Annotated in this window: 18 protein-coding genes; 5 read left to right on the top strand and 13 right to left on the bottom strand. The window is 52.0% G+C overall.

The genetic code is table 11. The features are described 5' to 3' along the window. The first annotated feature begins 255 nt into the window (after positions 1-255). Both ACTOY7_RS00365 and ACTOY7_RS00370 read left to right on the top strand, forming a co-directional pair. Positions 256-1,617, top strand: coding sequence for a Mur ligase family protein (locus tag ACTOY7_RS00365; protein ID WP_482671031.1), 1,362 nt, complete (start codon positions 256-258; stop codon positions 1,615-1,617). Beyond that, a complete protein-coding gene (locus ACTOY7_RS00370; RefSeq protein ID WP_300883977.1) occupies positions 1,614-2,375 on the top strand; it encodes a type 1 glutamine amidotransferase in 762 nt (253 codons plus the stop codon). The genes ACTOY7_RS00365 and ACTOY7_RS00370 overlap by 4 nt, the downstream gene beginning before the upstream one ends. Before the next feature lie 191 nt (positions 2,376-2,566). Here the strand turns inward: ACTOY7_RS00370 and ACTOY7_RS00375 are convergent, their stop codons facing one another. Beyond that, a complete protein-coding gene (locus tag ACTOY7_RS00375; protein WP_394684309.1) occupies positions 2,567-5,176 on the bottom strand; it encodes a cation-translocating P-type ATPase in 2,610 nt (869 codons plus the stop codon). Between the two features lie 357 nt (positions 5,177-5,533). After that, positions 5,534-6,868 carry an NADP-specific glutamate dehydrogenase gene (gdhA, locus tag ACTOY7_RS00380; RefSeq protein WP_160283080.1) on the bottom strand — a complete coding sequence of 445 codons (1,335 nt, stop codon included), beginning with the start codon at positions 6,866-6,868 and terminating at the stop codon, positions 5,534-5,536. A 297-nt stretch (positions 6,869-7,165) separates the two neighbouring features. Between gdhA and rpsU the strand changes: the two genes are divergently transcribed. Beyond that, positions 7,166-7,342 carry a 30S ribosomal protein S21 gene (gene rpsU, locus ACTOY7_RS00385; RefSeq protein ID WP_004054229.1) on the top strand — a complete coding sequence of 59 codons (177 nt, stop codon included), beginning with the start codon at positions 7,166-7,168 and terminating at the stop codon, positions 7,340-7,342. Positions 7,343-7,472: 130 nt separating this feature from the next. Here rpsU and alaS read toward each other — a convergent pair whose 3' ends face one another. The 9 genes from alaS to ACTOY7_RS00430 all read right to left on the bottom strand — a co-directional run bounded on the left by alaS (position 7,473) and on the right by ACTOY7_RS00430 (position 20,763). Beyond that, positions 7,473-10,112: an alanine--tRNA ligase gene (gene alaS, locus ACTOY7_RS00390; protein WP_482671032.1), complete on the bottom strand. Its 2,640-nt coding sequence runs from the start codon at positions 10,110-10,112 to the stop codon at positions 7,473-7,475. Positions 10,113-10,190: 78 nt separating this feature from the next. Then, positions 10,191-12,641: a homocysteine S-methyltransferase family protein gene (locus ACTOY7_RS00395; RefSeq protein ID WP_394684311.1), complete on the bottom strand. Its 2,451-nt coding sequence runs from the start codon at positions 12,639-12,641 to the stop codon at positions 10,191-10,193. Then, positions 12,638-13,288, bottom strand: coding sequence for a vitamin B12 dependent-methionine synthase activation domain-containing protein (locus tag ACTOY7_RS00400; RefSeq protein WP_160283083.1), 651 nt, complete (start codon positions 13,286-13,288; stop codon positions 12,638-12,640). The genes ACTOY7_RS00395 and ACTOY7_RS00400 overlap by 4 nt, the downstream gene beginning before the upstream one ends. 93 nt (positions 13,289-13,381) lie before the next feature. Then, positions 13,382-14,251: a methylenetetrahydrofolate reductase [NAD(P)H] gene (gene metF, locus ACTOY7_RS00405; RefSeq protein WP_300883965.1), complete on the bottom strand. Its 870-nt coding sequence runs from the start codon at positions 14,249-14,251 to the stop codon at positions 13,382-13,384. Between the two features lies 1 nt (position 14,252). After that, positions 14,253-15,701: a glycogen synthase GlgA gene (gene glgA, locus ACTOY7_RS00410; RefSeq protein ID WP_160283085.1), complete on the bottom strand. Its 1,449-nt coding sequence runs from the start codon at positions 15,699-15,701 to the stop codon at positions 14,253-14,255. Positions 15,702-15,887: 186 nt separating this feature from the next. Next, a complete protein-coding gene (spo0A, locus tag ACTOY7_RS00415) occupies positions 15,888-16,676 on the bottom strand; it encodes a sporulation transcription factor Spo0A (protein WP_160281492.1) in 789 nt (262 codons plus the stop codon). A gap of 252 nt (positions 16,677-16,928) precedes the next feature. Next, entirely contained in the window at positions 16,929-17,993 is a 1,065-nt protein-coding gene (locus tag ACTOY7_RS00420) for a SpoIVB peptidase S55 domain-containing protein (RefSeq protein WP_300883962.1), read from the bottom strand. 370 nt (positions 17,994-18,363) lie between these two features. Continuing rightward, positions 18,364-20,442, bottom strand: a complete 2,079-nt coding sequence (locus ACTOY7_RS00425) for an elongation factor G (protein ID WP_160281491.1) — start codon at positions 20,440-20,442, stop codon at positions 18,364-18,366. Positions 20,443-20,604: 162 nt separating this feature from the next. Further along, positions 20,605-20,763, bottom strand: coding sequence for a hypothetical protein (locus ACTOY7_RS00430; protein WP_160281490.1), 159 nt, complete (start codon positions 20,761-20,763; stop codon positions 20,605-20,607). Positions 20,764-20,851: 88 nt separating this feature from the next. Here ACTOY7_RS00430 and ACTOY7_RS00435 point away from each other — a divergent pair, with 88 nt between their 5' ends. After that, positions 20,852-21,949, top strand: coding sequence for a prephenate dehydrogenase (locus tag ACTOY7_RS00435; protein ID WP_300883959.1), 1,098 nt, complete (start codon positions 20,852-20,854; stop codon positions 21,947-21,949). A 40-nt stretch (positions 21,950-21,989) separates the two neighbouring features. Beyond that, a complete protein-coding gene (gene aroA / locus ACTOY7_RS00440; protein ID WP_300883956.1) occupies positions 21,990-23,285 on the top strand; it encodes a 3-phosphoshikimate 1-carboxyvinyltransferase in 1,296 nt (431 codons plus the stop codon). A 71-nt stretch (positions 23,286-23,356) separates the two neighbouring features. Here aroA and ACTOY7_RS00445 read toward each other — a convergent pair whose 3' ends face one another. Further along, on the bottom strand, positions 23,357-25,711 hold the full coding sequence (locus ACTOY7_RS00445; protein WP_300883953.1) for an ABC transporter permease: 2,355 nt from the start codon (positions 25,709-25,711) through the stop codon (positions 23,357-23,359). A gap of 6 nt (positions 25,712-25,717) precedes the next feature. Beyond that, positions 25,718-26,398 carry an ABC transporter ATP-binding protein gene (locus tag ACTOY7_RS00450; RefSeq protein ID WP_160281486.1) on the bottom strand — a complete coding sequence of 227 codons (681 nt, stop codon included), beginning with the start codon at positions 26,396-26,398 and terminating at the stop codon, positions 25,718-25,720. Positions 26,399-26,566: the final 168 nt, after the last annotated feature.

Here is a 26,566-nt window from a genome sequence, read left to right on the forward strand (position 1 = left end):
ATTACATGTCACACCCCGACCAATCACCACGCTGATTGGTCGGAAGGATGCACATAAAAGCTGGTATTCAGGACGTCCATTGCCGCAGGCAATTTTATATGACGACCTGAGTTACTGGGTACGCCTGGTCAAGGTGTGACCAGTAACCACATCTGACGAAGCTGCGGCCTGTAACAATTTATCCCTTGTTTTCTCCTGCATCTTCCCGTATAATATACAGAGTTACCAATAATCTACAAAGAGGATAGAATAACCATGAATTTACGAAGCAAACTGGCCATTACCTGCGCCAAGGCCACCAGTGCCCTGATCAAAAAGCTGAACCGGGGAAGCGGCGTCACCCTTCCCGGTTACGTTGCGCGCCTGATTGATCCCAAGATCCTCTCCGCCATGTCCGGCATGGTCCGCGAAAAGACCATTGTCACCATGGGGACCAACGGGAAGACCACCACCAACAGTATCTTGTATCACGCCCTGAAAGCAGAGGGCAAGAAGGTCATCATCAACCGCACCGGAGCCAACATGCTCAACGGCATCATATCCGCATTCGTCCTGGCTACGGACAGGCATGGTGTGCTGGACGCGGATTACGCCTGCATTGAGTGCGATGAGATCGCGTCCGTACGTGTTCTACCCCAGTTAAAGCCGGACTGCGCCTTGCTGACCAACATTTCCCGTGATCAGCTGGACCGCTTCGGTGAGGTAGACATTACCTTTCAAAAATTAAAAACCGCCGTCACCAGCGTTCCGGACAGTACCCTCATCATCAACTGCGATGACGTGCTCTCCTACACTCTGGCTGCGGAAAGCAAGAACTCTTATGTCACCTACGGCATCAATGAGCAGATCTTTGACGAGATCTCCCGCTCAGAGATCCGGGAAAGTATTTTCTGCCGCTCCTGCGGAAAGAAGCTGGATTACGAATTTTTCCACTATGGGCAGCTTGGCATCTACCACTGCCCTGCCTGCGGGCTCTCACGTCCCGATCCGGATTATACGGCGGCCAATGTGGACTTTCACGATGAGGTTTATTCCTTTGATATGGACGGGACGCGAATCAATTCTACCGCTAGGACGCCCTACAACATCTACAATACCCTGTCCGCCTATGCCGCTCTGATGGCGCTTGACGCGCCCACAGGACATTTTCAGGAAATGATCGAAGCCTTTGATTACGGCAATAACCGGGAGAGCATCTTTACCATCCACGGCGCCCGGGTCCAGCTCCATCTGGCGAAAAACCCCATCGGCTTCCAGCAGAAGATCTCCCTAGTGTTAAAGGATCCGGCTCCCAAGGACGTGATCATCCAGATCAACGACACCTACCAGGACGGCGAAGACATTTCCTGGCTGTGGGATGTAGATTTCCAGTACCTGGCAGATGCCAACGCAGCCACCATCACCACCAACGGCACACGCCGGCATGATATGGGACTGCGGCTCAAATACGAGGATATCGACTGCGGTTCCACTACGGATCTGAAAGGTACGATTGAAACACTGACAACGGCTGGCACGAAAAATCTGTATTTGATCGTAAATTATTCCGGTCTCTACCGAACCAATCATCTGCTGACCGGAATGGACGACAACCGGAAGGAGGCTGGAGAATCATGAAAAAGCTGACCATTGGGCATTTATATCCCGACCTGCTGAACCTTTACGGAGACCGGGGCAATATCCAGTGCTTCCGCAAGCGTCTGGAATGGCGCGGCATGGAAGCAGAGGTGATCCCGTTCCTCTCCGGCGACAGCATTGATTTTCACAAGCTGGACATCGTGCTCCTGGGCGGTGGGTCGGATCGGGAGCAGGAGCTGGTATGCCAGTATCTGCAGAGCATCAAAACTGATTTCCAGGACTATGTAGAAAACAACGGCGTGGTACTGGCTGTCTGCGGCGGCTACCAGCTCCTGGGACGGTACTACAAAACAGAAAAAAAGACCATCGAAGGTCTGGAGGTTCTGGACATTTATACGGAATGGGAACCGGAACGGATGATCCGCAATATCATCCTGAACAGCCCCTTATTCGACCGGCCTGTAGTGGGCTTTGAAAACCACGGGGGACGCACCTATATTGGAAACCACACCCCCTTCGGAAAGGTATTTTTCGGTCTGGGAAATACCGGAAAATCCGGCTGCGAAGGGGTCGTTTACAAAAATGTGATCGCCACCTACCTCCATGGTCCGCTCCTGCCGAAGAATCCTCACGTATGCGATTATCTGCTGGAAAAGGCACTGATCCGAAAATATGGGGCAGAGGTCCGGCTGGAGCCGCTGCCGGATGAACTGGAGCACAAGGCAAACAGCTATATCTTTGACCGGTACAGCGATAAAAAATATGTACTCAAGGAGACCATCAAACGGTACACCTGACACAGTAAAGTGAACAAAAAAGACTGTCTGGAAATGACGTATTTTTAATATATATCATTCGAAATATATTGTAGAAATACACGATTTCCGACAGTCCTTTTTTATATTGTTTCCGTACCTGGGAACTGTACGGAAATATCCAGTAAGATCTGCACAAGTTATTTTCCTACAGTTCCCTGCGGCCGCACGAATCACTTCTTCATTTTGACGCGGACCATCTTGATGATCTGTATGATCGGCAGATTCAGCGCCGCCAGTCCATACACGATCAGAAGCCGTGTCCCTGTCAGAGTCTGCACCTGAAATACTCCGCTGCACGCCGGGATCATCAAAACTGCCGTGATCAGACACAGCCCCAGAGCAAATGCCCCCAGAAGATACTTATTATTCCACAATTTCTTCGAAAGCACCACCGGCATGTCAGCCTTACAGTTGAACCCATGGACCAGACGTGCCGTACACAGTGTCCCGAATGCCATGGTGCTTGCCAGCACCGCATTGCCAAAATGGTTTCCGATATAAAATGCGGCCATGGTAGTTACCGCGATAGATAAGCCCTCAATGCCGATCTTCTGCAAAAATGCTTTCGTCAGGATGGATTCCCCGACCGGCCGCGGCTTCTCGTCCATCACGTCCTTCGTATGAGGCTCCAGTCCCAGCGCGATTGCCGGAAGGCTGTCTGTCAGCAGATTGATGAACAGCAGATGCACCGGCGCAAAGGGAACCGGAAGCGCCGCGACAGACGCATACAGCACCGCAAGGATCGCTCCGAAATTTCCAGATAGTAAAAACTGGATGGAATTTTTGATATTCCGGTATACATTCCGCCCGTTTTCCACTGCCTTGACTATGGTCGCGAAATTGTCATCCGTCAGCACCATAGAGGCCGCATCCTTGGACACCTCGCTCCCGGTGATCCCCATTGCCACTCCGATATCCGCCTGTTTCAGCGCCGGAGCGTCATTCACGCCGTCCCCGGTCATGGACACAATATAGCCCTTGTCCTGCCATGCCTTTACGATCCGGATCTTATGCTCCGGCGTCACCCGGGCATAGACCGAGATATCTTCCACAAAATCCCTCAGCTCCTGATCCGACATGGAATCCATCTCCGAACCCTCACAGGCCTCAGAATCATCCTTTAAGATACCAATCCGTTTTGCAATGGCCGCTGCCGTCACCTTATGGTCCCCGGTGATCATGATCGGCCGGATCCCGGCCTGCTTACATTGCTTCACAGCCTCTGCTGATTCCTCCCGGGGCGGATCCATCATGGCGATCATCCCGATAAAGGTCAGATGATATTCATCCTCCAGTGTAATCTCATGGCCGACCAGAATCTCTTTATAGGCAAATCCCAGCACCCGAAGCCCTTCTTTGGAAAATTCCTGATTCTGGTTTCGGATCTTTTCCCTGTCCGTTTCCGTCAATGGATGCACCCCCTCATCCGTCTGGATATGGGTCATCCGTTCAAGCAGCACATCGACCGCGCCTTTGACAAGCATGGTGGGCCGGTCCTCCATCACATGCTGGGTGGACATCAGCTTCCGGTCGCTGTCAAAAGGATTCTCCCCGAACCGGGGATATTTTTCCCGGACGCCGGATGCATAGAGTCCGAACCGATCTCCCAGGTTGATCAGCGCAATCTCTGTAGGATCCCCGATCTCCGCCCCTTCCGCGTTGGAGGCGTCGTTGCAGAGGATGCTGCTCAGAAGCAGCATGCTTTCCTGAGGATTTTCCAGATCAATCCCTTCCGCAGGGATCCGGATCCCGTTTACATAATAATCTTCCACTGTCATCCGGTTCTGGGTCAGAGTTCCCGTCTTATCGGAACAGATGACAGACACACTGCCCAGCCCTTCTACTGCCTGCAACTTCCGGATGATGGCATGCTCTTTAGCCATCTTCTGCGTCCCGAAAGAAAGCACGATGGTCACAATAGAGCTCAATGCTTCCGGGATCGCCGCTACCGCGAGGGCTACCGCAAACAAAAACGCGTCTCCCGCGTCTCCACCCCGCATCACCTGGATTCCGAACAAAATACCGCAGAAGATCAGGATGAGGATGGACAGCTTCTTCCCGAACTGATCCAGGCTGATCTGCAGAGGTGTCTGCTTCTGAGAGGTCTGGTTTAAAAGTCCCGCGATCTTGCCCACCTCTGTCTCCATCCCGACGGCAGTCACCGCAAAGGAGGCTCTTCCATAGGTCGCAAAGCAGCCGGAATAGACCATATTCGTGCGGTCTCCAAGAGAAACCTCCCCCTTCACCGGCTCGGTGCTTTTCTCAACTCCAAGGCTTTCCCCGGTGAGGGCGCTTTCATCGGTCTTTAAGCTGGCACACTCCAGGATCCGGCCGTCCGCAGGGATATAGTCCCCCGCGTCCAGATATACAATGTCCCCGACCGTCACCTCCGCAGATGGGATTTGGACGAGATTGCCGTCCCGCATGACCTTTGCCTCCGGCGCAGACAGCTTTTTCAAACTATCCAGCGACTGCTCCGCCTTCACGGTCTGCAGGGTTCCCAGAACCGCGTTGATGGTAATCACGACCAGGATCACAACCGCGCTCTCCACATCCCGCAACAGACCGGACACAATTGCCGCGGCGATCAGGATCATGACCAGAAAGTCCTTGTACTGCCCCAGGAAAATGTGCAGGATCGTCTCTTTTTTCCCTTCCGCCAGTTCATTTCGCCCGTACTTCTCCTGATGCTCCCGGACCTGCTGGGACGTCAGCGGCTCCTCGGAACCATTCAGCTTTTTCAGAACCTCCCTGCCCGGTAATTGATAATATTCACTCATATGAAATCCTCCTTATTACAGAGTTACCCTTTATCTTTTACAATATCATCAAAATTTATAATATGATATCAGGGGCAAAAGGTCATTTCAAACGGAAATCCTGCTGCAGGCAGCGTTTCCGCAAGCATTCAATATCAAACATGGCCGTTTGACCCTGATGTCATAGCCTGTGATCCACAATGCCCTGCACTTTTCTGAAAAGCATTCAGCCGATCAGAGAATGGATTTTAGCATGGCCTGACTATGAAAGAGAGTCAGGCCCGCCCTATCGAATGAGCAGGTCTGACTCGGTAATGATCCATCAGATTCGTATCGGATGCACGCTTTCGCGGAAAAGCTCAACACACTTCATCCGGATCACACGATCCCCTGTGCAGTCATTGCCTCTACAACCTTCTCAAATCCGGCAATATTCGCGCCTGCCACATAGTTGCCCTTGCATCCGTACTTCTCAGCCGCGTCAGCCATGTTATGGCAGATATTGATCATAATGTCTTTCAGCTTCGCGTCCACCTCTTCAAAGGACCAGCTCAGACGCTCGCTGTTCTGGGACATCTCCAGAGCGGAGGTTGCCACACCGCCTGCATTGGCTGCCTTTCCGGGAGCGAACAGGATCCCGTTCTGCTGCAGATACTCGGTTGCTTCCATGGTGGTCGGCATATTCGCGCCTTCCGCAACAGCAATACATCCGTTTGCCGCCAGCGCCTTAGCGTCCTCTAAGTGCAGCTCATTTTGGGTCGCGCAGGGCAGGGCAATGTCAACCTTAACGGTCCATACGCCTCTTCCCTCGTGATATTCGGAATTCGGGCGATAGCTCTTGTAGGAGGTCAGTCTTTCGCGCTTCACTTCCTTGATCTCCTTCAGCGCCGCAACGTCGATCCCATCTGGATCATAAACCCAGCCGTTGGAATCGCTGGCTGTTACCACCTTTGCGCCCAGCTGCTGTGCCTTTTCGATTGCGTAGATGGCTACGTTTCCGGAACCGGAAACAGCCGCGGTCTTGCCGGCAATGTCGATGCCGTTGAGCTTGAGCATCTCCTGGGTCAGATAGAGCAGCCCGTATCCGGTCGCTTCCGTACGCGCCAGAGAACCGCCGTAGGTCAGGCCCTTTCCTGTCAAGACGCCTTCAAACAGTCCGCGGATCCGCTTGTACTGTCCGAACATGTATCCGATCTCTCTCGCGCCTGTTCCGATATCCCCGGCAGGTACATCCGTATCCGCCCCGATATATTTGCAGAGTTCTGTCATAAAGCTCTGGCAGAAAGCCATCACTTCTCTGTCTGATTTTCCCTTGGGGTCAAAATCAGAGCCTCCTTTTCCGCCTCCGATGGGAAGTCCTGTCAGGGAATTCTTGAAAATCTGCTCGAATCCCAAAAATTTGATGATTCCCAGGTTCACGGATGGATGAAGACGAAGTCCCCCCTTGTAAGGTCCGATCGCACTGTTAAACTGTACACGGTAACCTGTATTGACATGGACCTGTCCATTGTCATCTACCCACGGTACGCGGAACTTAAACTGTCTCTCCGGCTCTACAAGTCTTTCCAGAAGAGCGTCTTTTCTGAACTTCTCCTCGTTCGCCTCCACAACGGTACGAAGAGATTCCAGAACCTCCTTCACAGCCTGATGAAACTCCGGCTCTGACGGATTTTTCTTCACAACTGATTCAATGACTTCATCAACATATGACATACTCAACATTACCTCCTCAACATAAATAGCCGGACAGACAAAGCCGCCCGGCGAATAATATGACATTTTGCCTACCTGTCTATTTTATAAGCTATACCGGCGATTGTCAACAAAAAATCCAACGGTACCACAAAAAAATGTCGTGAAACAGGCTTATGCAACGACTTTCATAAAATTTTTGTGAAGAAACAGTTGACTGAACGAAAAAATATGTTATAATCTTCTGTAGTGCTAAATATACCCGAACAGTCGTATGATGCACAATACAAGGCTGGAGGGGAGGTTAGGTGTGAGTCTATGTCAAATGTAATCGTGAAAGAAAACGAGACGTTGGATAGTGCTTTACGCAGATTCAAAAGAAACTGTGCGAAAGCGGGCATTCAGCAGGAAATCCGTAAAAGAGAGCATTATGAGAAGCCGAGCGTAAGACGTAAGAAAAAGTCTGAGGCGGCCAGAAAACGGAAGTATAATTAATATGCGCAAAACGACAGGATGCTGGAATACCAGCATCCTGTTTTCTTTGTTCTATAGGATATTTCTTCGACTATTCCTATAGAACAGCAGACCCATCTGTCGTCTGCTGTTCTCCTGTTTTTTCTATCTCTCAGCCGATCTGTCCTTCCAGGACCTCTGCCGCCTTTGCCAGCGCGTCCGGGATGCCTGCCGGATCTTTTCCTCCGGCCTGCGCCATATTCGGACGGCCGCCTCCGCCTCCGCCGACGCAGCCTGCGATTGCCTTGATCAGGTTGCCCGCATGTGCCCCCTTCTTCATAGTCCCTTCTGTCACTGTGACCATCAGGCTGACCTTGCCGCCGTTTGCGGATGCCAGAACGACCACGCCCTCTCCCAGCTTCTCCTTGAGCTGGTCCCCCAAGTCGCGCAGTCCGTTCATATCCACTCCGTCCAGCTGAGCCGCGAGGAGTTTCACTCCGGACACTTCCCTTACCTGGTCCAGGATATCCCCTGCGGCATCCTGTGCCATCTTGCTCTTTAAGCTTTCCACTTCCCCGTGGAGCGCCTTATTCTCCGAGAGCAAATGCGCAATCTTGTCCCCAAGATTCTCCGGTGTCGCCTTTAAAAGCTTCGCCGCCTCCCGCATCTTCTCTTCCAGACTGCCGTAGTATTTCAGAAGCCCTTTGGAGGTCAGCGCCTCGATACGCCGCACACCGGCCGCCACGCCGGTCTCGCTGATAATCTTCATCGCCATGATCTCCGAGGTATTTCCTACATGAGTGCCGCCGCAGAATTCAATGGAGTAATCTCCCATATTCACGACACGCACAATATCCCCGTATTTCTCCCCGAAGAGGGCCTGCGCCCCGGTCTTCCTTGCCTCTTCAATCGGCATATTTCTGATATCCACGGTCAATGCCTTTGCAATGCTCTCATTGACCAGATTTTCCACCTGTTCCAGTTCCTCCGCAGTCAATGCCGAAAAATGGGTAAAGTCAAACCGCAGCCGTTCTTCGTTGACGCTGGATCCTGCCTGCTCCACATGAGTTCCCAGAACCGTTCGGAGGGCCTTCTGGAGCAGATGGGTGGCGCTGTGGTTCCTTGCGGACAGCGCGCGTTTTTCCGCATTCACTTCCAGCACCGCCTGGTCACCGGCCTTGATCATGCCCTTTACGACACGTCCCACATGGCCGATCTTGCCCCCTAAGAGCTTGATCGTATCTTCCACCTGGAATTCCCCTTCCCCGGTCCGGATGAGGCCGGTATCCGCCTCCTGTCCGCCGCTGGTCGCATAGAACGGTGTTTCCTCTACAAAAACGGTGCCTGCCTCTCCGTCTGACAGTGCGTCCGCCAACTCGGTCTCTGAGGTCAGGACCGTGATCACAGACTCTGCGCTCAGATGGTCATATCCCACAAAGGTACTGGTCACACCGGGGTCGATCGACTCATATACGGTCACGTCCGCTCCCATATAATTTGTAACCTCCCGGGCGTCTCTGGCTGTCTTCCTCTGCACCTCCATGGCAGACTGAAAGCCTTCCTCATCCACGGACAGCTTCTTCTCTTCCAGAATCTCCTTCGTCAGATCCAGCGGAAAGCCGTAGGTATCATAGAGCCTGAATGCCGAATCTCCGGACAACGTGCTCTCTCCCTTTTTCTCCATCTCCGCGATCAGGTCGGACAGGATTCCCAGCCCCTGGTCAATGGTCTTATTAAACTGTTCTTCCTCTTTCGCGATCACCTTCAGAATAAAATCCTTCTTCTCCTCCAGCTCCGGATATCCGTCCTTCGAGCCTGCAATGACCGTCTCCGCCAGCTTCGGAAGAAAGCTTCCTTCGATCCCCAGAAGCCTTCCATGCCGGCAGGCGCGGCGCAGCAAACGGCGCAGCACATATCCCCTTCCCTCATTGGAGGGCATGATCCCGTCTGAGATCATAAAAGTCACCGAACGGACATGGTCCGTGATCACCCGGATAGAAACATCATTCTGATATACGGCTCCGTATTCCTTTCCTGCCAGGCTGCACACATGGTCGCGCAGTGCCTTGATGGTATCCACATCAAAAATGGACTCCACATCCTGCACGACAGATGCCAGACGCTCCAGTCCCATGCCGGTATCAATATTCTTCTGCTCCAGTTCGCTGTAATTGCCGTTGCCGTCATTGTCAAACTGGGTGAATACATTGTTCCAGATCTCCATATAGCGGTCGCACTCACAGCCTACCGTACAGTCCGGCTTGCCGCAGCCGTACTTCTCTCCGCGGTCATAATAGATCTCCGAGCAGGGGCCGCAGGGGCCGGAACCATGCTCCCAGAAGTTGTCCCCTTTTCCGAATTTGAAGATCCGCTCTGCCGGGATCCCCATTTTTTTGTTCCAGATCTCAAACGCCTCGTCATCTTCCTCATATACGGAAGGATACAGTCTGTCCGGATCCAGTCCCACGACCTCGGTCAGAAACTCCCAGGACCACTCGATGGCTTCCTTTTTAAAATAGTCTCCAAACGAAAAATTCCCCAGCATCTCGAAAAATGTACCGTGACGGGCGGTCTTTCCCACATTCTCGATATCTCCCGTACGGATACACTTCTGGCAGGTGGTCACCCTTCTCCTGGGCGGAATCTCCTGCCCTGTAAAATACGGCTTCAGCGGCGCCATCCCCGAATTGATGAGCAGCAGGCTCTTATCGTTGTGCGGCACCAGGGAAAAGCTCTTCATAGCAAGATGTCCCTTACTCTCAAAGAACTCCAAAAACATTTTTCTCAGCTGGTTCACTCCATATTGGTGCATTTGTTTCATCCTCCTATTGATCCAATTCGACTGTTTTTCATCATATCACAGCGTTTTCTGTTTGTAAACCTTCAAAAATCACAGCAAACTCTTCTGTGCATAGTAAACGGATTGCATGGCGTCCTTCCCATAAAAATCCGCCCCGATCATATCGGCATATTCCTGATTCAGCACCGCTCCTCCGACCATGACCCTGCACTTTGGCGCTTCCATTTTCAGAAGCCGGATGGTCTCCTCCATGCTGACCACAGTGGTCGTCATCAGCGCGCTTAAGCCCACCAGCCGGATGTCCTGCGCCCGGACTGCTTCCAGGATCTGTTCCGGCGGCACGTCTTTGCCCAGATCGATCACCTCAAAGCCGTAGTTTTCCAACAGAACCTTTACGATGTTTTTTCCGATATCATGGATATCTCCCTTCACCGTTGCCAGAACCACCTTTTCCTTCTTTTCCGCCGCTTCCCCGCTCTCCGCAATCCGCTCCTTCAATACGGAAAATGCCGCCTTCGCCGCCTCCGCGCTCATCAAAAGCTGGGGAAGGAATACGGTTCCCTGTTCAAAGCCCTTTCCCACATGGTCCAGGGCCGGAATCAGATGGGTATTGATAATATCAAGCGGGGCCTGATCCCGGACCAGCGTTTCCGTAATATGGTATGCCTCTTCCTTCAGCCCTTTTTCGATCACCGTCTGGAGGCTCATGTCACCGCCGAGCATATCTGCTCCGCCGCCTGCCGCAAGGCCCGCCGAAGCCCTGCCCCCGGATTCAAGTGCCGCCATGCTCCCGCCCGGAGCCGACGTCCCCCGAACTTTGCGTCCCGCATATTTTTCCACATAACGGCTGCAGTTCTCGTCAAAGCCCATCAGGGCATGGTATGCGTCATAGGCCTCCATCATGGACTCGGAAGAGGGATTCACGATCCCGGCGCTGAGCCCGGCGTACATGGCCATCATATAGAAGCTGGCATTCAGGATCGGACGGCAGGGAAGCCCGAAAGAAATGTTGGACACCCCCAGTACCGTATGCACCCCCAGCTCCTGGCGCACCCGCCCGATGGCCTCCAGTGCCGCGGCAGCCCCTTCCGGTTCCGAGCTGATGGTCATGGCCAGCACATCAATGACGATATCCTTCTTTTCAATCCCGTACTTCGCAGCTTCCCGGATGATCCGCTCTGCCACCCGTACCCGGCCGTCAGCTGTACCCGGAATGCCCTTTTCATCCAGTGTCAGTCCGATCACCACACCGCCGTATTTTGCAATGAGAGGAAACACCGCATCCATGGATTCCTGCTTGCCGCTGACCGAATTGACCATGGGCTTTCCGTTGTAGATCCGAAGCGCCGCTTCCATGGCACGCACATCCACCGTATCGATCTGCAGGGGAAGGCTGGTAACGCTCTGCAGCCCTTCCACTGCCTCTACCATCATGGCCGTCTCATCGATATCCGGCAGCCCCACATTCACATCCAGGATATGTGCTCCGTTTTCCTCCTGCAAGATGCCTTCCTTCAAAATATAATCCAGGTCATGGTCCTTCAAAGCCTGCTTGAACTTCTTCTTTCCGGTGGGATTGATCCGTTCCCCTATGATCTTAGATCCCTTTCCCAGGACCACTGCCTGCCCGTAAGAAGAGACCACGGTAAACGTTTTTTTCTCCGTCGGTTTAACGGACATTCCCCGGCAGGCTTCGATCATGCTGCCAAGATGTTCCGGCGTAGTCCCGCAGCAGCCTCCCACGACAGCCGCCCCTTTTTCCACAATGTCCTTCATGGTCCGCGCAAATTCCTCGGGACTCACATCGTAATATGTCTCATTGCCCCGCTGCTTCGGCAGTCCGGCATTGGGCTTCACAATCACAGGAATGGACGCGCAGACCAGCAGCTCTTCCAGAACCGGCATCACCTGAACCGGCCCCAGTCCGCAGTTCACCCCAAGGGCATCCACCCGCAGGCCTTCCAGCAGGCTGACAACGGCAGGAACATCCGCGCCGGTGAGCAGTTTTTTCCGTTCATCAAAAATGGCGGTCACAAACACGGGCAGCTTCGTATTCTCCTTTGCCGCCAGCACCGCCGCCTTGATCTCATAAGTATCGCTCATCGTCTCGATGTGGATCAGATCCGCGCCCGCCTGTTCCCCGTAGACCATGGCCTGCTTAAAGGCTTCATATGCGGCCTCAAATTCCAGATCCCCCATGGGCTTTAGCAGCTTCCCGGTGGGGCCTACATCCAGTGCCGTATAGACGCCGCGCCCGGCCCGGCGGGCCGCTTCCTTCACGTGGCTGACCGCCTGTTCTATGATCTCCTGCAGCGGATAGCCTCCATCCCGGAATTTCAGGGCATTGGCGCCAAATGTATTGGTCAGGACAAGGTCGCTTCCGGCCTCAATATAGGCCTGATGGATGCCGATGATCTCCTCCCCGTGTGTTACATTCCATGTCTCCGGCAGTTCTCCCGGCTTCAATCCCTTTGCCTGGAGCAGCGTGCCCATCCCGCCGTCGAAAAACAGCAGTTTCTTTCCCAAATCATTTTTAATCATAAGGTATCCCTTCTATAAATACAGTCTATTTTTTCACAGGATTCACAGCCCTGTCTGTGGCATCTGATCACAGTCCGGCCCGCCCCGATGACAGCCGTCACCGATTTGGACGGAGCCATCATGCAGCCCTCCGTCAAGGTCAGCCCAATGCTTCTGGCACAATCCAGCACCCGGATCAGATCCCTCTGGCACTCTATGGGAAAATCCCCGTATCCCGGGCTGAAACGCGGCCGCAGATACCGGCCCTCCAACTCCATCTCCTGCCGGATCCGTTCCTGACATTCATCACAGTACTTCTCCAAAAGTGCCGCGGCACATGCCTGCGTCACTACGGTTTTTGCCATATCCGTTTTGGATGTCCGGGACAAAAGCTGATCCACCCCGATTCCCAGGGTGGCCCCGAACAACACGATCTTATCACAGCCCCGGAGGTTTTTCCCCAGGCTTTTGCTCTTTACGGTCAGGCTCCCGAACCGGACGGTCTCCCCGTCCTCCTGCTCTAAATCAAAGATGCGGTAGACCGACTTTCTGCTGCCGACCGAACGCAGGCTCCCGAAGGAATCCGCGATCAGTCTCAGTGTCTGATCATCTACCGCATGCTTTCCATATCCCAGGTATCGGACAGCCTCTCTCATCAAATGATCCATGCTCCGCACACTCCCAATACACGTACAGAAAGACTGCCTGCGACAGTCTTTTTTGTATCGTGGTTTTTCTGCGTCTCCTGACAGCATCCGGTCTCAGCACCGGATGATCTCCGACAGGTTCGACATGATCTTCTCCGCCACCTCCGGCTTGTTCATGGAATAAATGTGGATGTTCTTTACTCCGTTTGCCAGCAGATCAATGATCTGATCCGTGGCATATGCGATCCCCGCCTGCATCATCGCCTCCGGGTAACTTCCGAACCGATCCAGCAGCGCCAGAAAACGCCGTGGAAATACAGTGCCGGACAACTCCTGGCTGCGTTTCATCTGGGTAGCGCTGGTGATCGGCATGATCCCCGGAAGCACGGGAACCGTAATGCCTGCCTCCCGGATCCGGTATAAAAAATTATAATGAATATCATTGTCAAAAAACATCTGGGTCGTCAGAAAATCCACTCCGCTGTCTACCTTCTGCTTCAAAAACCGGATGTCATCCGCCTTGTGCTCATTCTCCACATGGCCTTCCGGATAGCATGCCGCGCCGATGCAGAAGTCGCCGTACTTTTTGATCTCCTCCACCAGCTCCCATGCATAGCGAAAACGATCCTCCGTGGGAAATACCATTCCTTCGGGGATATCTCCCCGAAGTGCAAGTATATTTTCAATTCCAAGCTGCCGGAGATTTGCGATAACGCTCCTGACCTCCGCCTTGGTGGAAGACGCGCAGGTCAGGTGAGCCAGGCTCAATACGCCCAGATCGTCCTTGATATGGGACGCGATCCTCGCCGTATTCTTGCTGGTTCCTCCGCCCGCCCCGTAGGTCACGCTGATGTAGGAAGGCTTAAGCGCCGCAATCTTGTCCGTGGCGTCCAGTACCTTGTCAAATCCCGCATCCGTCTTGGGCGGAAACACCTCAAAGGAAATGTGTATCTTATCTTCGTTCAGCCTATCAATGATCTTCATATTATTCTCCCAGTAAATCTCTGTAGAGCGCCTCATACTGTCTCGTGGAATTGTTCCATGAGAAGTCCTGTGCCATAGCCCGCTCTATCATCTTATTCCAGTCTCTCTTCTTGTCATAGTAAATCTGCTCTGCATAACGGATCGTATTGAGCATCTCGTGTGCATTGTAATTGGTAAAGCTGAATCCGGTTCCCGTCTTCTCATACTCATTGTATGCCTCTACCGTATCCTTGAGGCCGCCAGTCTCCCGCACGATGGGCAGGGTACCGTATCTGAGGCTCATCAGCTGGCTCAGCCCGCATGGCTCAAACAGAGACGGCATCAGGAAGGTATCAACGGAAGCATAGATCTTATGGGACAGCTCATCGGAATAGTAAATGTTCGCGGAAACCTTTCCGGAGTACTTCCACGCAAAATGGCGGAACATGTTCTCATACTTTGGATCTCCTGTTCCCAGTACCACGATCTGCACCGCGTCCTGGCAGAGCTCGTCCATCACATAATCAATCAGGTCAAACCCCTTCTGGTCTGTCAGGCGGGATACAATACCGATCATCATCACATGGGCATCCTTATCCAGCTCAAGCTCCTCCTGAAGGGCCAGCTTATTCATCTGCTTCAGCTTACGGAAATTCTCAATATTGAAGTTCTTTGCGATCCGGTTGTCTGTCTCCGGATTCCAGTCCGTATAGTCCAGTCCGTTGACAATACCGCAGAGATCATTGGACCGCGCGTTCATCAGGCCGTCCAGCGCTTCTCCGTAGAACGGCGTCTTGATCTCCTCGGCATAGGTCTGGCTGACCGTGGTCACCTTATCGGAATAAACGATACCGCCCTTTAACAGGTTGGCATCCTTATACGCTTCCATCTTATCCGGAACAAAATAGTATTCCGGAAGTCCTGTGATGCCGCGTACCGTCTTCGTATCCCACACGCCCTGGAACTTCAGGTTATGTATCGTCATGATGGTCTTGATCCCGCGGTAATATTCTCCCGCATACCGGAAATTATCAAGATATACCGGGATCAGCCCTGTCTGCCAGTCATGGCAGTGGATCAGGTCCGGCCGGAATCCGATCACCGGAAGGATACTCAAAACTGCCTTGGAAAAGAAAGCAAATTTTTCGATATTCCATTTCGGATCTCCCTCATAGGGCGCAAATCCGTTGAAATAATGCTCGTTGTCAATAAAATAGAACTGTACGCCCTCATACTGGCACTTCAAAATTCCTACATAGCGGTCCTGTCCTGCCAGATTCATGTAAAAGTGATCTACATATTCCAGCATGTCCTTCCACTTCTGGTACATACAGTTGTACTTCGGCAGTACAACGCGCACGTCATATCTTTCCTTGTCAAAATACTTTGGCAAGGATCCTGCTACATCTGCAAGTCCTCCTGTCTTAATAAATGGTACACATTCTGAAGCTGCAAATAAAATGTTTTTCATAGCTAACAAACCTCTGACCCTTTCTTAGTATCTCCTCAAAATAGTATGATTATTGTTATTATAACTCATTTTTCGTACATTGAAAAGATTTATCTTGCAGGAATATTGGCTAAATTTTGTTTTTCTTTTGGGAATTTTGTCTTGAACGGTGAAATCGTGTTTTTTTGAATTGATTTTTTATCTTTTTTATCTATGCTTGTACTCCAGCTGAATTGTGTCGGCGATCAAAGCAATGAATTCAGAATTCGTCGGTTTTCCTTTTCCGTTACTCACAGTATACCCAAACAGTTCATCCAATGTATCCAGCTTCCCCCGGCTCCACGCCACTTCGATCGCATGCCGTATGGCTCGCTCGACCCGGCTGGAAGTAGTCTGGTACTTTTTCGCTACAGTTGGGTACAGCACCTTGGTAATCGCGTTGAGGACATCCATATCTTCTACGGCCATGATGATAGCATCCCTCAGATAATGATATCCTTTGATATGGGCTGGTATTCCAATTTCGTGAAGCATATCTGTAACTCTATTTTCCAGGTCATCTTCTCGAATCTGCGTATTTTCTATTACTTCTTCTGCTCTCCTTTCGTGGCCTCGAAATACCTTTCTTACGGTCTTAATCCTGTTCAATAAGATCTCGTTATTGAACGGTTTCATAACATAGTAATTTGCACCTTTATCAAAAGCATCTTCTGTAATTCTTTCCTGTCCGACTGCTGTAACAACTATGAAATATGGCGGCTTCGACATGGATTTGTCATGATTGATATGTTCCATCACGGTAAGACCATCCATTTTCGGCATGATCAGATCCAGAAGGACAACGTCCGGCTGTTTTTCTTTGATGATCTGACACATTTCCTCGCCATTCTTCGCTTTTCCTACTACGCTCAGCTCTTTGTCGAGACTGATGATCTCATCGAGCATGTTCAGCATTTTCTCATTGTCATCAGCGATAGCTACGGTCAATTGTTCCATACCTTTTCCTCCAGACAGGTCTCTGTACTGCAGAATTACCACTATCAAGTTTTATTATATCTACACAAGATTACAGAATCAAGGATATTTTGCCGTGATGATTCGACATGTAATGTCGAAGATTCCTTATTTTTACACGCTTTCTGCCGGAAATTGTCGATACTGTATCCGGGCTGTTTCCGGTTCGTCCCCCCCCGGAACATAGGATTCCTCTGTGCGCAGATCCTGTTCCCAACGGCCGGGAAATCCGCGCTACCGCGCTTCGCGCGCCATCGTTTCCGCAAAAATCCCATATCCTTTTGTCGGGTCATTGACAAATACATGGGTCACCGCACCCACAAGCTTTCCGTCCTGGAGAATCGGCGAACCGCTCATTCCCTGGATGATCCCTCCTGTTTTGTCGAGAAGTTCCTGATCTGTTACCTGAAATACGATTCCCTTATTGATCTCCTTCGGTTCCGGGTCCACACCGTTGATCATGACAGCATATTCCCGGATCTCATCCTCCAGATAACAGCGGATCACCGCCTCCCCTGTGTGGATTTCCTCCTTTGCGGCTAGCTGTACCGGGATCTGCTCCTGGAACAGATCGTCGATCTTCTCCACTGCCCCGTAGATCCCGGCCTCCGTATTTTTGTCAATGGTTCCCAGCCGGTTAAAAGAATTATATACGATCAGGCCTTCCATGCTGCCCGGAATCCCGTATTCACCTTTTAATATGGAACGGATGCTGGTCTTATAAAGACTTCCGTCCTCAATCTCCATCAACACATTGGTATCCGCGTCATGGATCCCATGTCCCAGGGCGCCGAACCTGCTGTTTTGGTTCAGAAAGGTAATGGTTCCCAGTCCCTGTACATTGTCCCGGACCCAGATCCCAAGCTTATAATCATTGGGAGCATTTTCCACTGCCTCCAGACGCACGTCCACAGTCTCATCCTCCCTGCGCAGAGTCAGCACCACATCCTTGTCGGTCAGATTTTTCAGAACCTGGATCAGGTCATCCTTTCCGCTGACATATTCCTGGTTGATCCCGACGATATAGTCGCCGGATTTTACCAGGTTGCCCGCCGGATCGTGCTCCAGCCCGTCCACGCCCTCGATGGTCTGTGTATCCAAGACGAGAACTCCGTCCGTTTCCATATAGATCCCCACGGGCATCCCACCTACCAGGACCGTATCCTCCCCGATCTCAACGGTGCTGACCTCTTCCTGAGGAATATAGCCTGCCGCCGCCCAACCCAGACACCCTGAAGCCAGCAGCCCGGAAAAAAAGACTGCCGCCAGGATCATGCTTTTGATTCCTTTGTTCTTCATGCCGCCTTACATCCTTCCTGTTCTCATTTTCTCACGTGTATCTTCCATTTATACCCAAAGCCGAAAAAAAAGGAGCTGTAGAAAAAAACTGAGCCTGAGAAATAGACCAGTCAAGATGGATTCGTTATTTTCATACAGGTCCGAAAGACATACAAAAACGAATACCGCAGATTTTGGTATCCGTTTTTCAGCTTTGTCATTATTATATGGATTCAAAAAAATTTCACACTGGTATTCTTATTCACAGAATTCCATTTTTTTCAAAAAAATGAGAACAGGAGAACAGCAGACAAATCTTTTGCCTGCTGTTCCGGATATCATCGTATGCAGAAAAGCCGCCGTTGGCAGGTTTTCTGTATTGATTTATTTTTTATGCTTCCGCTGCCGCGCGTGCGGCAATCTCCTTTTCCTGCACGTCGGACGGAGCCTGCTCGTATCTTGCAAATGCATACTCATAGGTCCCTCTTCCGCCGGTCATGGAACGCAGAATCGTGCAGTATCCGAACAATCCTGTCATGGGGATGTCGGCCTCGATCACCTGCTTGCCTCCTGCGATCGGGTTCATGCCCAGTACACGGCCGCGGCGCTTGTTCAGGTCTCCCATCACGTCGCCGGTATAGCTGTCCGGAACCGTCACCTTCAAGGACGCGATCGGCTCTAAGAGAACCGGGGATGCCTCCATGAAGCCTTTTTTGAAGGCCTGGCAGGTAGCGGTCTTGAATGCCATTTCTGAGGAATCTACCGGATGGTAGGATCCATCGTAAAGGATCGCTTTCACACCAACCACCGGATATCCGGCCAAGGGTCCCTTCACCACGGAATCCTGGAGTCCCTTTTCCACTGCCGGGAAATAGTTCTTCGGCACCGCGCCGCCGACTACGACCTCTTCAAATACATAAGGCGTCTCCAGATCTCCGGAGGGTTCGAATTTCATCTTCACGTGGCCGTACTGTCCGTGTCCGCCGGACTGCTTCTTATACTTGGTGTCCACGTCGGAATTTTTGCGGATGGTCTCGCGGAAGGCAACCTTCGGTGTCTCTAGGACGATCTCCGCTTTGTATCTGGACAGCAGCTTGCTGACCGCGATCTCTAAGTGCTGGTCGCCCATGCCATAGAGCAGGGACTGACGGTTCTCACTGTCGATGACAGCCTTGAGAGTCACGTCCTCCGCCATCATACGCGCCAGTGACTGGGATACCTTGTCTTCCTCTCCTTTATTCTTAACGCGGTATCTCATATATGTATACGGTACGGAATACTCGGTCTTTGTATACAGCACCTGTGTATTCTTCGTGGAAAGCGTATCGCCTGTCTTCGTATTTGCCAGCTTCGCGATAGCGCCGATATCTCCCGCAAACAACTCGCTGACCTCCGTCGGCTTGTTGCCGCTCATGATATACAGCTTGCCCGGCTTCTCCTCTGCCTCGCTGGTTGCATTGAAAAGAACGTCATCGCCTTTGAGTACACCGGAGCACACCTTTACGAAGGAATATTTTCCGATAAACGGATCCACCATTGTCTTGAATACATAAGCGGTCTTCGCCTTGGAGAAATCGTAATTGCCTTCGAAGATGTCGTTGGTCGTCCGGTTGATTCCCGCGCAGCTCCTCTTATCCGGGCTTGGGAAGAAACGCACGATGTCGGACAGCAGGTTCGCAACGCCCTGAGCCTCAATATTGGAGCCCATTGCCACCGGCACGATGTCTCCGCCCATCACTTCGGTACGCATAGCCGCGCGGATCTCTTCTACGGAAAATTCTTCTCCGCCGAAATACCGCTCCATGAACTCTTCGCTTGTCTCTGCCACCGCTTCCATCAGGGAATCACGCAGGGTCTGGAGGTTCTCCTGACAGTAGTCCGGGATCTCGCATTCCTCTCTCTGGCCGATGCCGGTATATCTTCTTCCCGCGTTCTTGATGATGTTGATATATCCGACCAGCTTCTCATTCTCACGGATCGGCTGGAAATGGGGCGCGATCTTCTTGCCGTATCTTGCGGTCAGGTCTTCCACAACCTGGCGGAAGCTGGCGTCGTCCACGTCCATCTCTGTCACGTAGATCATACGGGGCAGATGGTACTTCTCGCAGAGTTCCCATGCCTTCTCCGTGCCTACCTGCACCCCGGCCTTACCGGATACCACAATCACCGCCGCGTCCGCCGCGCTGACCGCTTCCTCTACCTCCCCGACAAAATCGAAGTATCCCGGGGTGTCCAATATATTGATCTTGGCCTTTTCCCACTCGATCGGCACGATGCTTGTGCTGATGGAAAATCCTCGCTTCTGCTCTTCCTTATCAAAATCACTGGTCGTATTGGACTCGGAAACCTTGCCCATACGCTTTGTAGCTCCGGATACATATAACATTGCCTCCACCAGGCTCGTCTTACCGCTGCCCCCGTGTCCAAGCAATACTACGTTTCTGATTTCATCCGTTCTGTAAACCTTCATGCTGCTGCCTCCTTGTTTCTATTTTATGCGCATCTGCCCAAGAATCGTCCAAACCTCCTCTGTACATCCGCTATCCGTACAAATTCATTTTATCTTTTTCTTACCACAGCCGTACACACTCTGTAAATATTGTACTAAACTTCTGCCCTTATTACAACTCTTTTATAAATTTTTCACATATTTTCTACATCTTTTTTCTTTTCCTTCTTTCAAACTCCCATTCTTCCGCACTTCTTCCTCTCCCGCGCGCCGCCCCTCGCCGCCCCTCACATTCCCCACAGCTGCCGCCGTTCCCGGTAAGCCGGAAAACAGCTCCCCCATCGGCGCAACTCTCCCTTTACTTTTACGATTTAAAATGCTAAAATATTTTTGGTTTTTCATTTCAAAAAATATAAAGAGAGGATAAAACATGCACGTAAAGAAAACAGGTTTCATCGGCCTGGGCCTGATCGGCGGCTCCATTGCAAAAGCCATCCGCCAGTATCATCCCGACTGTGAGATCCTCGCATTTGATAAAAATAAAGAAACACTGGCCCTGGCCGTACAGGAAGGGATCATCCATACCTCCTGCTCCTCCATTGATGACAATTTTCGGGACTGCGATTATATCTTCCTGTGCGCCCCGGTCTCTTGCAACACAGCCTATCTAAGCCAGGTGAAAAACGTCCTTGGCCCAGACTGCATCCTGACGGACGTGGGAAGCGTCAAGAACTCCATCCATGAGAAAGTCATTTCCCTGGGGCTGGAAGAGCATTTTATCGGCGGACATCCCATGACCGGGTCAGAAAAAAGCGGATTCGTCAATGCAAAGCCGCATCTGATCGAAAACGCCTACTATATCCTGACACCATCCGTAAAGGTTTCCGAAGAGCAGGTGCAGTCATACCGCGCCTTCGTGGAATCTCTGAAAGCGCTGCCCATCATTCTAGACTATCAGCAGCACGATTATGTGACCGGCGCCATCAGCCATCTGCCCCATATTCTGGCGGCAAGCCTGGTCAATTTTGTAAAGGAGCATGATACCCGGGAAGAACTGATGAAGATGCTGGCAGCAGGCGGTTTCAAGGATATTACCCGCATTGCCTCCTCTTCTCCTGTCATGTGGCAGCAGATCTGTCTCAAAAACAGGGGAAATATTTCCCAAATATTGGGGGAATTTATCCAAACTCTGACAGACGCAAAGCAGGCGGTGGATCAGGGATCGGAGCACACCCTCTATTCCATCTTCGAGTCTTCCCGGGATTACCGCAATTCCATGCCCGAAGGCTCTTCCGGGCCGATCAAGAAGCAGTTTGCCGTATACTGTGACATCATTGATGAGGCCGGAGGGATTGCCACCATCGCTACCATCCTGGCCAGCAATATGGTCAACATTAAAAATATCGGCATCATCCATAACCGGGAATTTGAAGAAGGGGTTCTGCGGATTGAATTTTACGATGAAGACGCCTCGGCCAAAGCTACGGAATTGCTGAAAAAGCACCGATATATCGTGTATGAAGTATAATATGTTACCCAAGAGATCAACAGGAAAGGATCAATACATTATGGAATTAACAAACATCACGGGGTTAAAAGGAGAGGTCACCGTACCTGGGGACAAATCCATCTCCCACCGCAGCATCATGTTCGGCTCCATCGCAAAGGGTACCACCGAGGTACACAATGTTCTCCAGGGAGCGGACTGCCTGTCCACCATGGACTGCTTCCGCAGGCTGGGAATTGAGATTGAGAAAAAAGGGGATTCCGTCCTGATACACGGAAAAGGGCTTCACGGCTTAACCGCGCCGGACAATCTTCTGGATGTGGGAAACAGCGGCACCACCACAAGGCTGATCTCCGGGATCCTGGCCGGACAGCCCTTTGACTCCAAGCTGTCCGGGGATGAATCCTTAAATTCCCGTCCCATGAAGCGGATCATTGAGCCTCTGCGGCAGATGGGAGCAAACATTTCCAGCATCCTGAGAAATGACTGCGCGCCGCTGTACATTACTCCGGCCCGGCTTCACGGGATCCTCTATGATTCCCCGGTGGCCTCCGCCCAGGTCAAATCCTGCATCCTGCTTGCCGGGCTTTATGCGGACGGAGAGACTTCCGTGACCGAACCCAGCCTGTCCCGAAACCATACAGAGCTGATGCTGCGGGAATTCGGCGCTGATCTGCGCTCGGTTCATGCTCTGGACGGCACCCCGAAATCCACCGCCGTGATCCGGCCCTGTGAAGAGCTGTATGGACAGAAGATCACCGTGCCCGGAGATATCTCTTCGGCGGCCTATTTTATTGCCGCCGGACTGCTGGTTCCGGATTCCGAGATCCTGATCAAAAATGTCGGTATCAATCCCACCCGCGCCGGAATCCTGACGGTCTGCGAGGATATGGGAGGCGACATCACGCTTCTGAATCAGCGGAAGGAAGGCGGTGAACCGGTTGCAGATATCCTGGTACGCACAAGCCGTCTCCACGGGATTACGATCAAAGGAGAGATCATTCCCACCCTGATCGATGAGATTCCGGTCATCGCGGTCATGGCAGCTCTGTCAGAAGGAACCACCTTTATCCGGGATGCGGCAGAACTGAAGGTCAAAGAATCAGACCGCATCGAAACCGTCACCGACAATCTGAAAGCCATGGGCTGTGATGCCATCCCCACCGCCGACGGCATGGTGATCCGGGGCGGCAATTCCCTGCATGGGGCAACCATCCACACACTTCTTGACCACCGAATCGCCATGGCATTCAGTATTGCGGCTCTGGCTGCCGAGGGGCATACCAAAATCCTGGACAGCCATTGTGTAGATGTATCCTTCCCCACGTTTTACGATACCTTTGAAAGTCTGCTGTAAAAGGCATGGGATTTAAACCTGGATGCAAATTCGCCGGACCAGTCAAGTGACGATTGGCCCGGCGTAATCATTCACATCATCGTATCATCCCGAAGGGAATCTGCCAGGCTGCTCCCCATGACCTTCCTTGCTCCAAGAAAATATGCCAGAGCGACAGAGCCAAAGATCAGCAGTATAAACGCGACTATCGGCATCAGCGGCGCTTCCCGGATGAATGTCATCGGATCGAGATAACTGATCTTCAGAAAAAGGATTACCGCCGCCGCATTCACAGGCAGCGCAGTCAGCACCGGCCGCCCGGCAATCGCAAGAGCTTCCGCGCAGAATACCTTTTTCATCCCCTCCAGAGTCATTCCCACAGAAAGCAGGCGCGCAAACTCCCGCTTCCTCTGCCATACAAATCCAAACGTATAGGAAAATACGTTCCCGATCCCGATCAACGCCAGAAGGATGCAGAAAACGCTGAGTATCATTGTCATTCCATGGATCATATTGTCATTATCCATCCTGTCCTGAATCCGGTTTTCGATCTCAATGTCATACCTGCCTCCCAAAAGTTTTGAGACCTCCTCTTCCACACCATTCAGCTCTTTCAGCGTTACCTCATCCCCTGCCAGGATGCGGATCCACACATTTTCCTCCTGGCTGCCAATCCGCCCTTTGATCTCTTTCCAGACAGAAACCGGAATAAAATGCACCAATTCATAAAAATCCAGAGTCCCATATTCCTCCCGCAGAACAGGTGCTTCCCGGGTATATGCGATCACCGGCAGCTCCGCTGTCCCATCCTCCCGGGTATTCATACTCCCCGCAGATTCTGTTGCCTGCCTCTCCCGGCTATCCGCCGTCTCCGCAGGTTCTGTTGTCTGCCTCTCCCGGCTATCTTCAGGCTCGGCTGCCGCAGACTCCCGTCGATTTCCATTTTCCGGAGTTATCGCTTCTGCCGGCCGCAGCACGGTCGTCTGCCTGTTTCCTGCCAGATAAGGGTATCTGCGCCGTTCCCGGAAATTGGGATCCCTAGCATCCTGCGTCTGATTCAGGATCACCGCGCCGTCCAGCCGGGGTTTGACCCCGATCTGTCTGCAATATTCTGAAAATCCGTCGTCATCCAGGATCACCAGCGGCGCATTCACCAGCCATCCCTCCGGGACGTGAGAAACATACTCTGCCGACGCGTTTTTCAGTCCTCCCGCCGCCCGCATTTCTTCACTGAGCTCCGTTTCTGTCACGATCCGTCTGGCCGCTGCCTTCTGGTACGTCACACTGCCGCACACTCCGGTAAGCGTTTGCAGGGCATCGGACTCGTCAAACGCGTCGATCTCCGTATCCTTTACCTCTGCCATGATATCCCAGGCATCCTGATACTTTTCAAAATAAGTCTCCCTCTGGCTGATCCTCATGATCGCAAAAAAGCACATCATAAAGGAAAAAGCCAGAAACGAAAGGGTCAGAGAAATAGACGCGGTCCGCATCGCCTTCTTCTGTGCTTTCAGCGCATTTCCCGCAAGTTCCCCCTCTATCCCGAAGAGACAGGATAAGATCCGGGAATCGCGCTTCCTTTTCAGCTGCAGCTCGCCGGTATTTTTGATGGCCTCCAAAGGGGTGAGCCTGCCCATTTTCCATGCAGGGATCCAGGCGGAGATCCATACAGTAACGGCGGAAACCAGAATAGATAAGACCAGTATCAGAGGATGATACTGAAACGGCAGTACCAGATGTCTTTCCACATCTGCCAGGATCACGTTGGTCCATTTCATGATCCCCATGCTGAACAGAACGCCCAGCAGATTTCCCGCCGGGATCGGCAATGCGCAGAGCCAAAAAGCCTCCTGCAGAAGGCAAATCCTGATCTGCCCCGGCGTTGCTCCAATACTGGAAAAAATACCAAACTGCCGGATCCTGGAATTCATGGTCACCGCAAAGGCATTGTGGATGACCATCACCAGAGAAAGGCATGCAAACAGAACCACCGCCAGAAAGAAAGGGAACACCCAGCGGAGGGCCGGGTCTTCTGGATCCCGGATCAGGTACAGGTTTAAAAGCTCATAGTTGCAGGTCACATTTTTCTCCGAAAGCCCTGCCAGTTCCGCAATTCGGGGCATATCCTGAAAGATACTTCCTTTATCCTTAAAATAAAGTTCTACCATCTCCTCCTGTCCCTCAGATGGCCCTTCACGGAGAACCGCCCTCTCCACATTTCCGTAATTTTGGATGCGCTCCAGGGCCTCCCCGCTGATCTCTCCGTTGAGTCGTCCTTCCCAGTCTCCCACATCTGCTTTCACCCGCTCCACCTCATAGGCCCACAGGTTATAAAACAGACTGCACAGCAGGGACAAAAGCAGCGCAGAAATAAAAGCCGCCGTCATCACGGAAATACCGGATGCCCTGTTATGTTTCAGATATCCTTTTGAATAGTCCTTCCACATCGTCTGTCACCACCTCTTCTCATCCCGGATGATGCGCCCGTCCTCTATGGTGACGATCCGGTCTGCTTCCAGAGCGGCTTTCTCATCATGGGTAATCAGTATCATAGTCTGTTCCAGATTCCGGTTGGACAATTTCAGCAGGTCCAGGATCTCCCTGGAATTTTTCCGGTCCAGGTTCCCGGTGGGCTCGTCCGCCAGCAGCAGAGCCGGACGGTAGATCAGGGATCTGGCTATGGCCGCCCGCTGCTGCTGTCCGCCGGAGAGCTGATTGGGCAGAGCCTCCAGCCTGTCGGCGATTCCCAGGGTCGTTACGATCCGGTCAAAAAGCTTCGGATCCGGTTTCCTTTTATCCAGCAGAAGCGGCATCAGGATATTTTTCCGGATGGTGAGCGTGGGGATCAGATTATAAAACTGATACACCAGCCCCACCTTTCTGCGGCGAAAGATCGCCGATTCGGTCCGGTTCAGGGTCGAAATATCTGTCCCCTCAATCAGGACCCGCCCCTGGGACGGCCGGTCCACACTGCCCAGGATGTGGAGCAGCGTAGATTTCCCGGAGCCGGACGCCCCGATGATCGCCACAAATTCCCCTTTTTCCACGGACAGGTCAATCCCGTCCAGGGCAATCACCTGATGACTGCCGCTGCCATACACTTTTCTGATATCTTCACACTTCAAAATCTCCAAGCTTCAATGCCTCCTTTATCTTTTCTGTCTATTGTAATTTGTCACCATTTTTCTTTAGAAAATGGATGACCTGCTTGCGCTTCAGCGCAATACCTATTATATCAAAATAAAGTGACAGCTCAGTGACGGTCCTGCTCCGGAGATCAGCTCAAAGCGCATCCCATAATA

It is taken from the genome of Schaedlerella sp., from assembly GCF_056796775.1.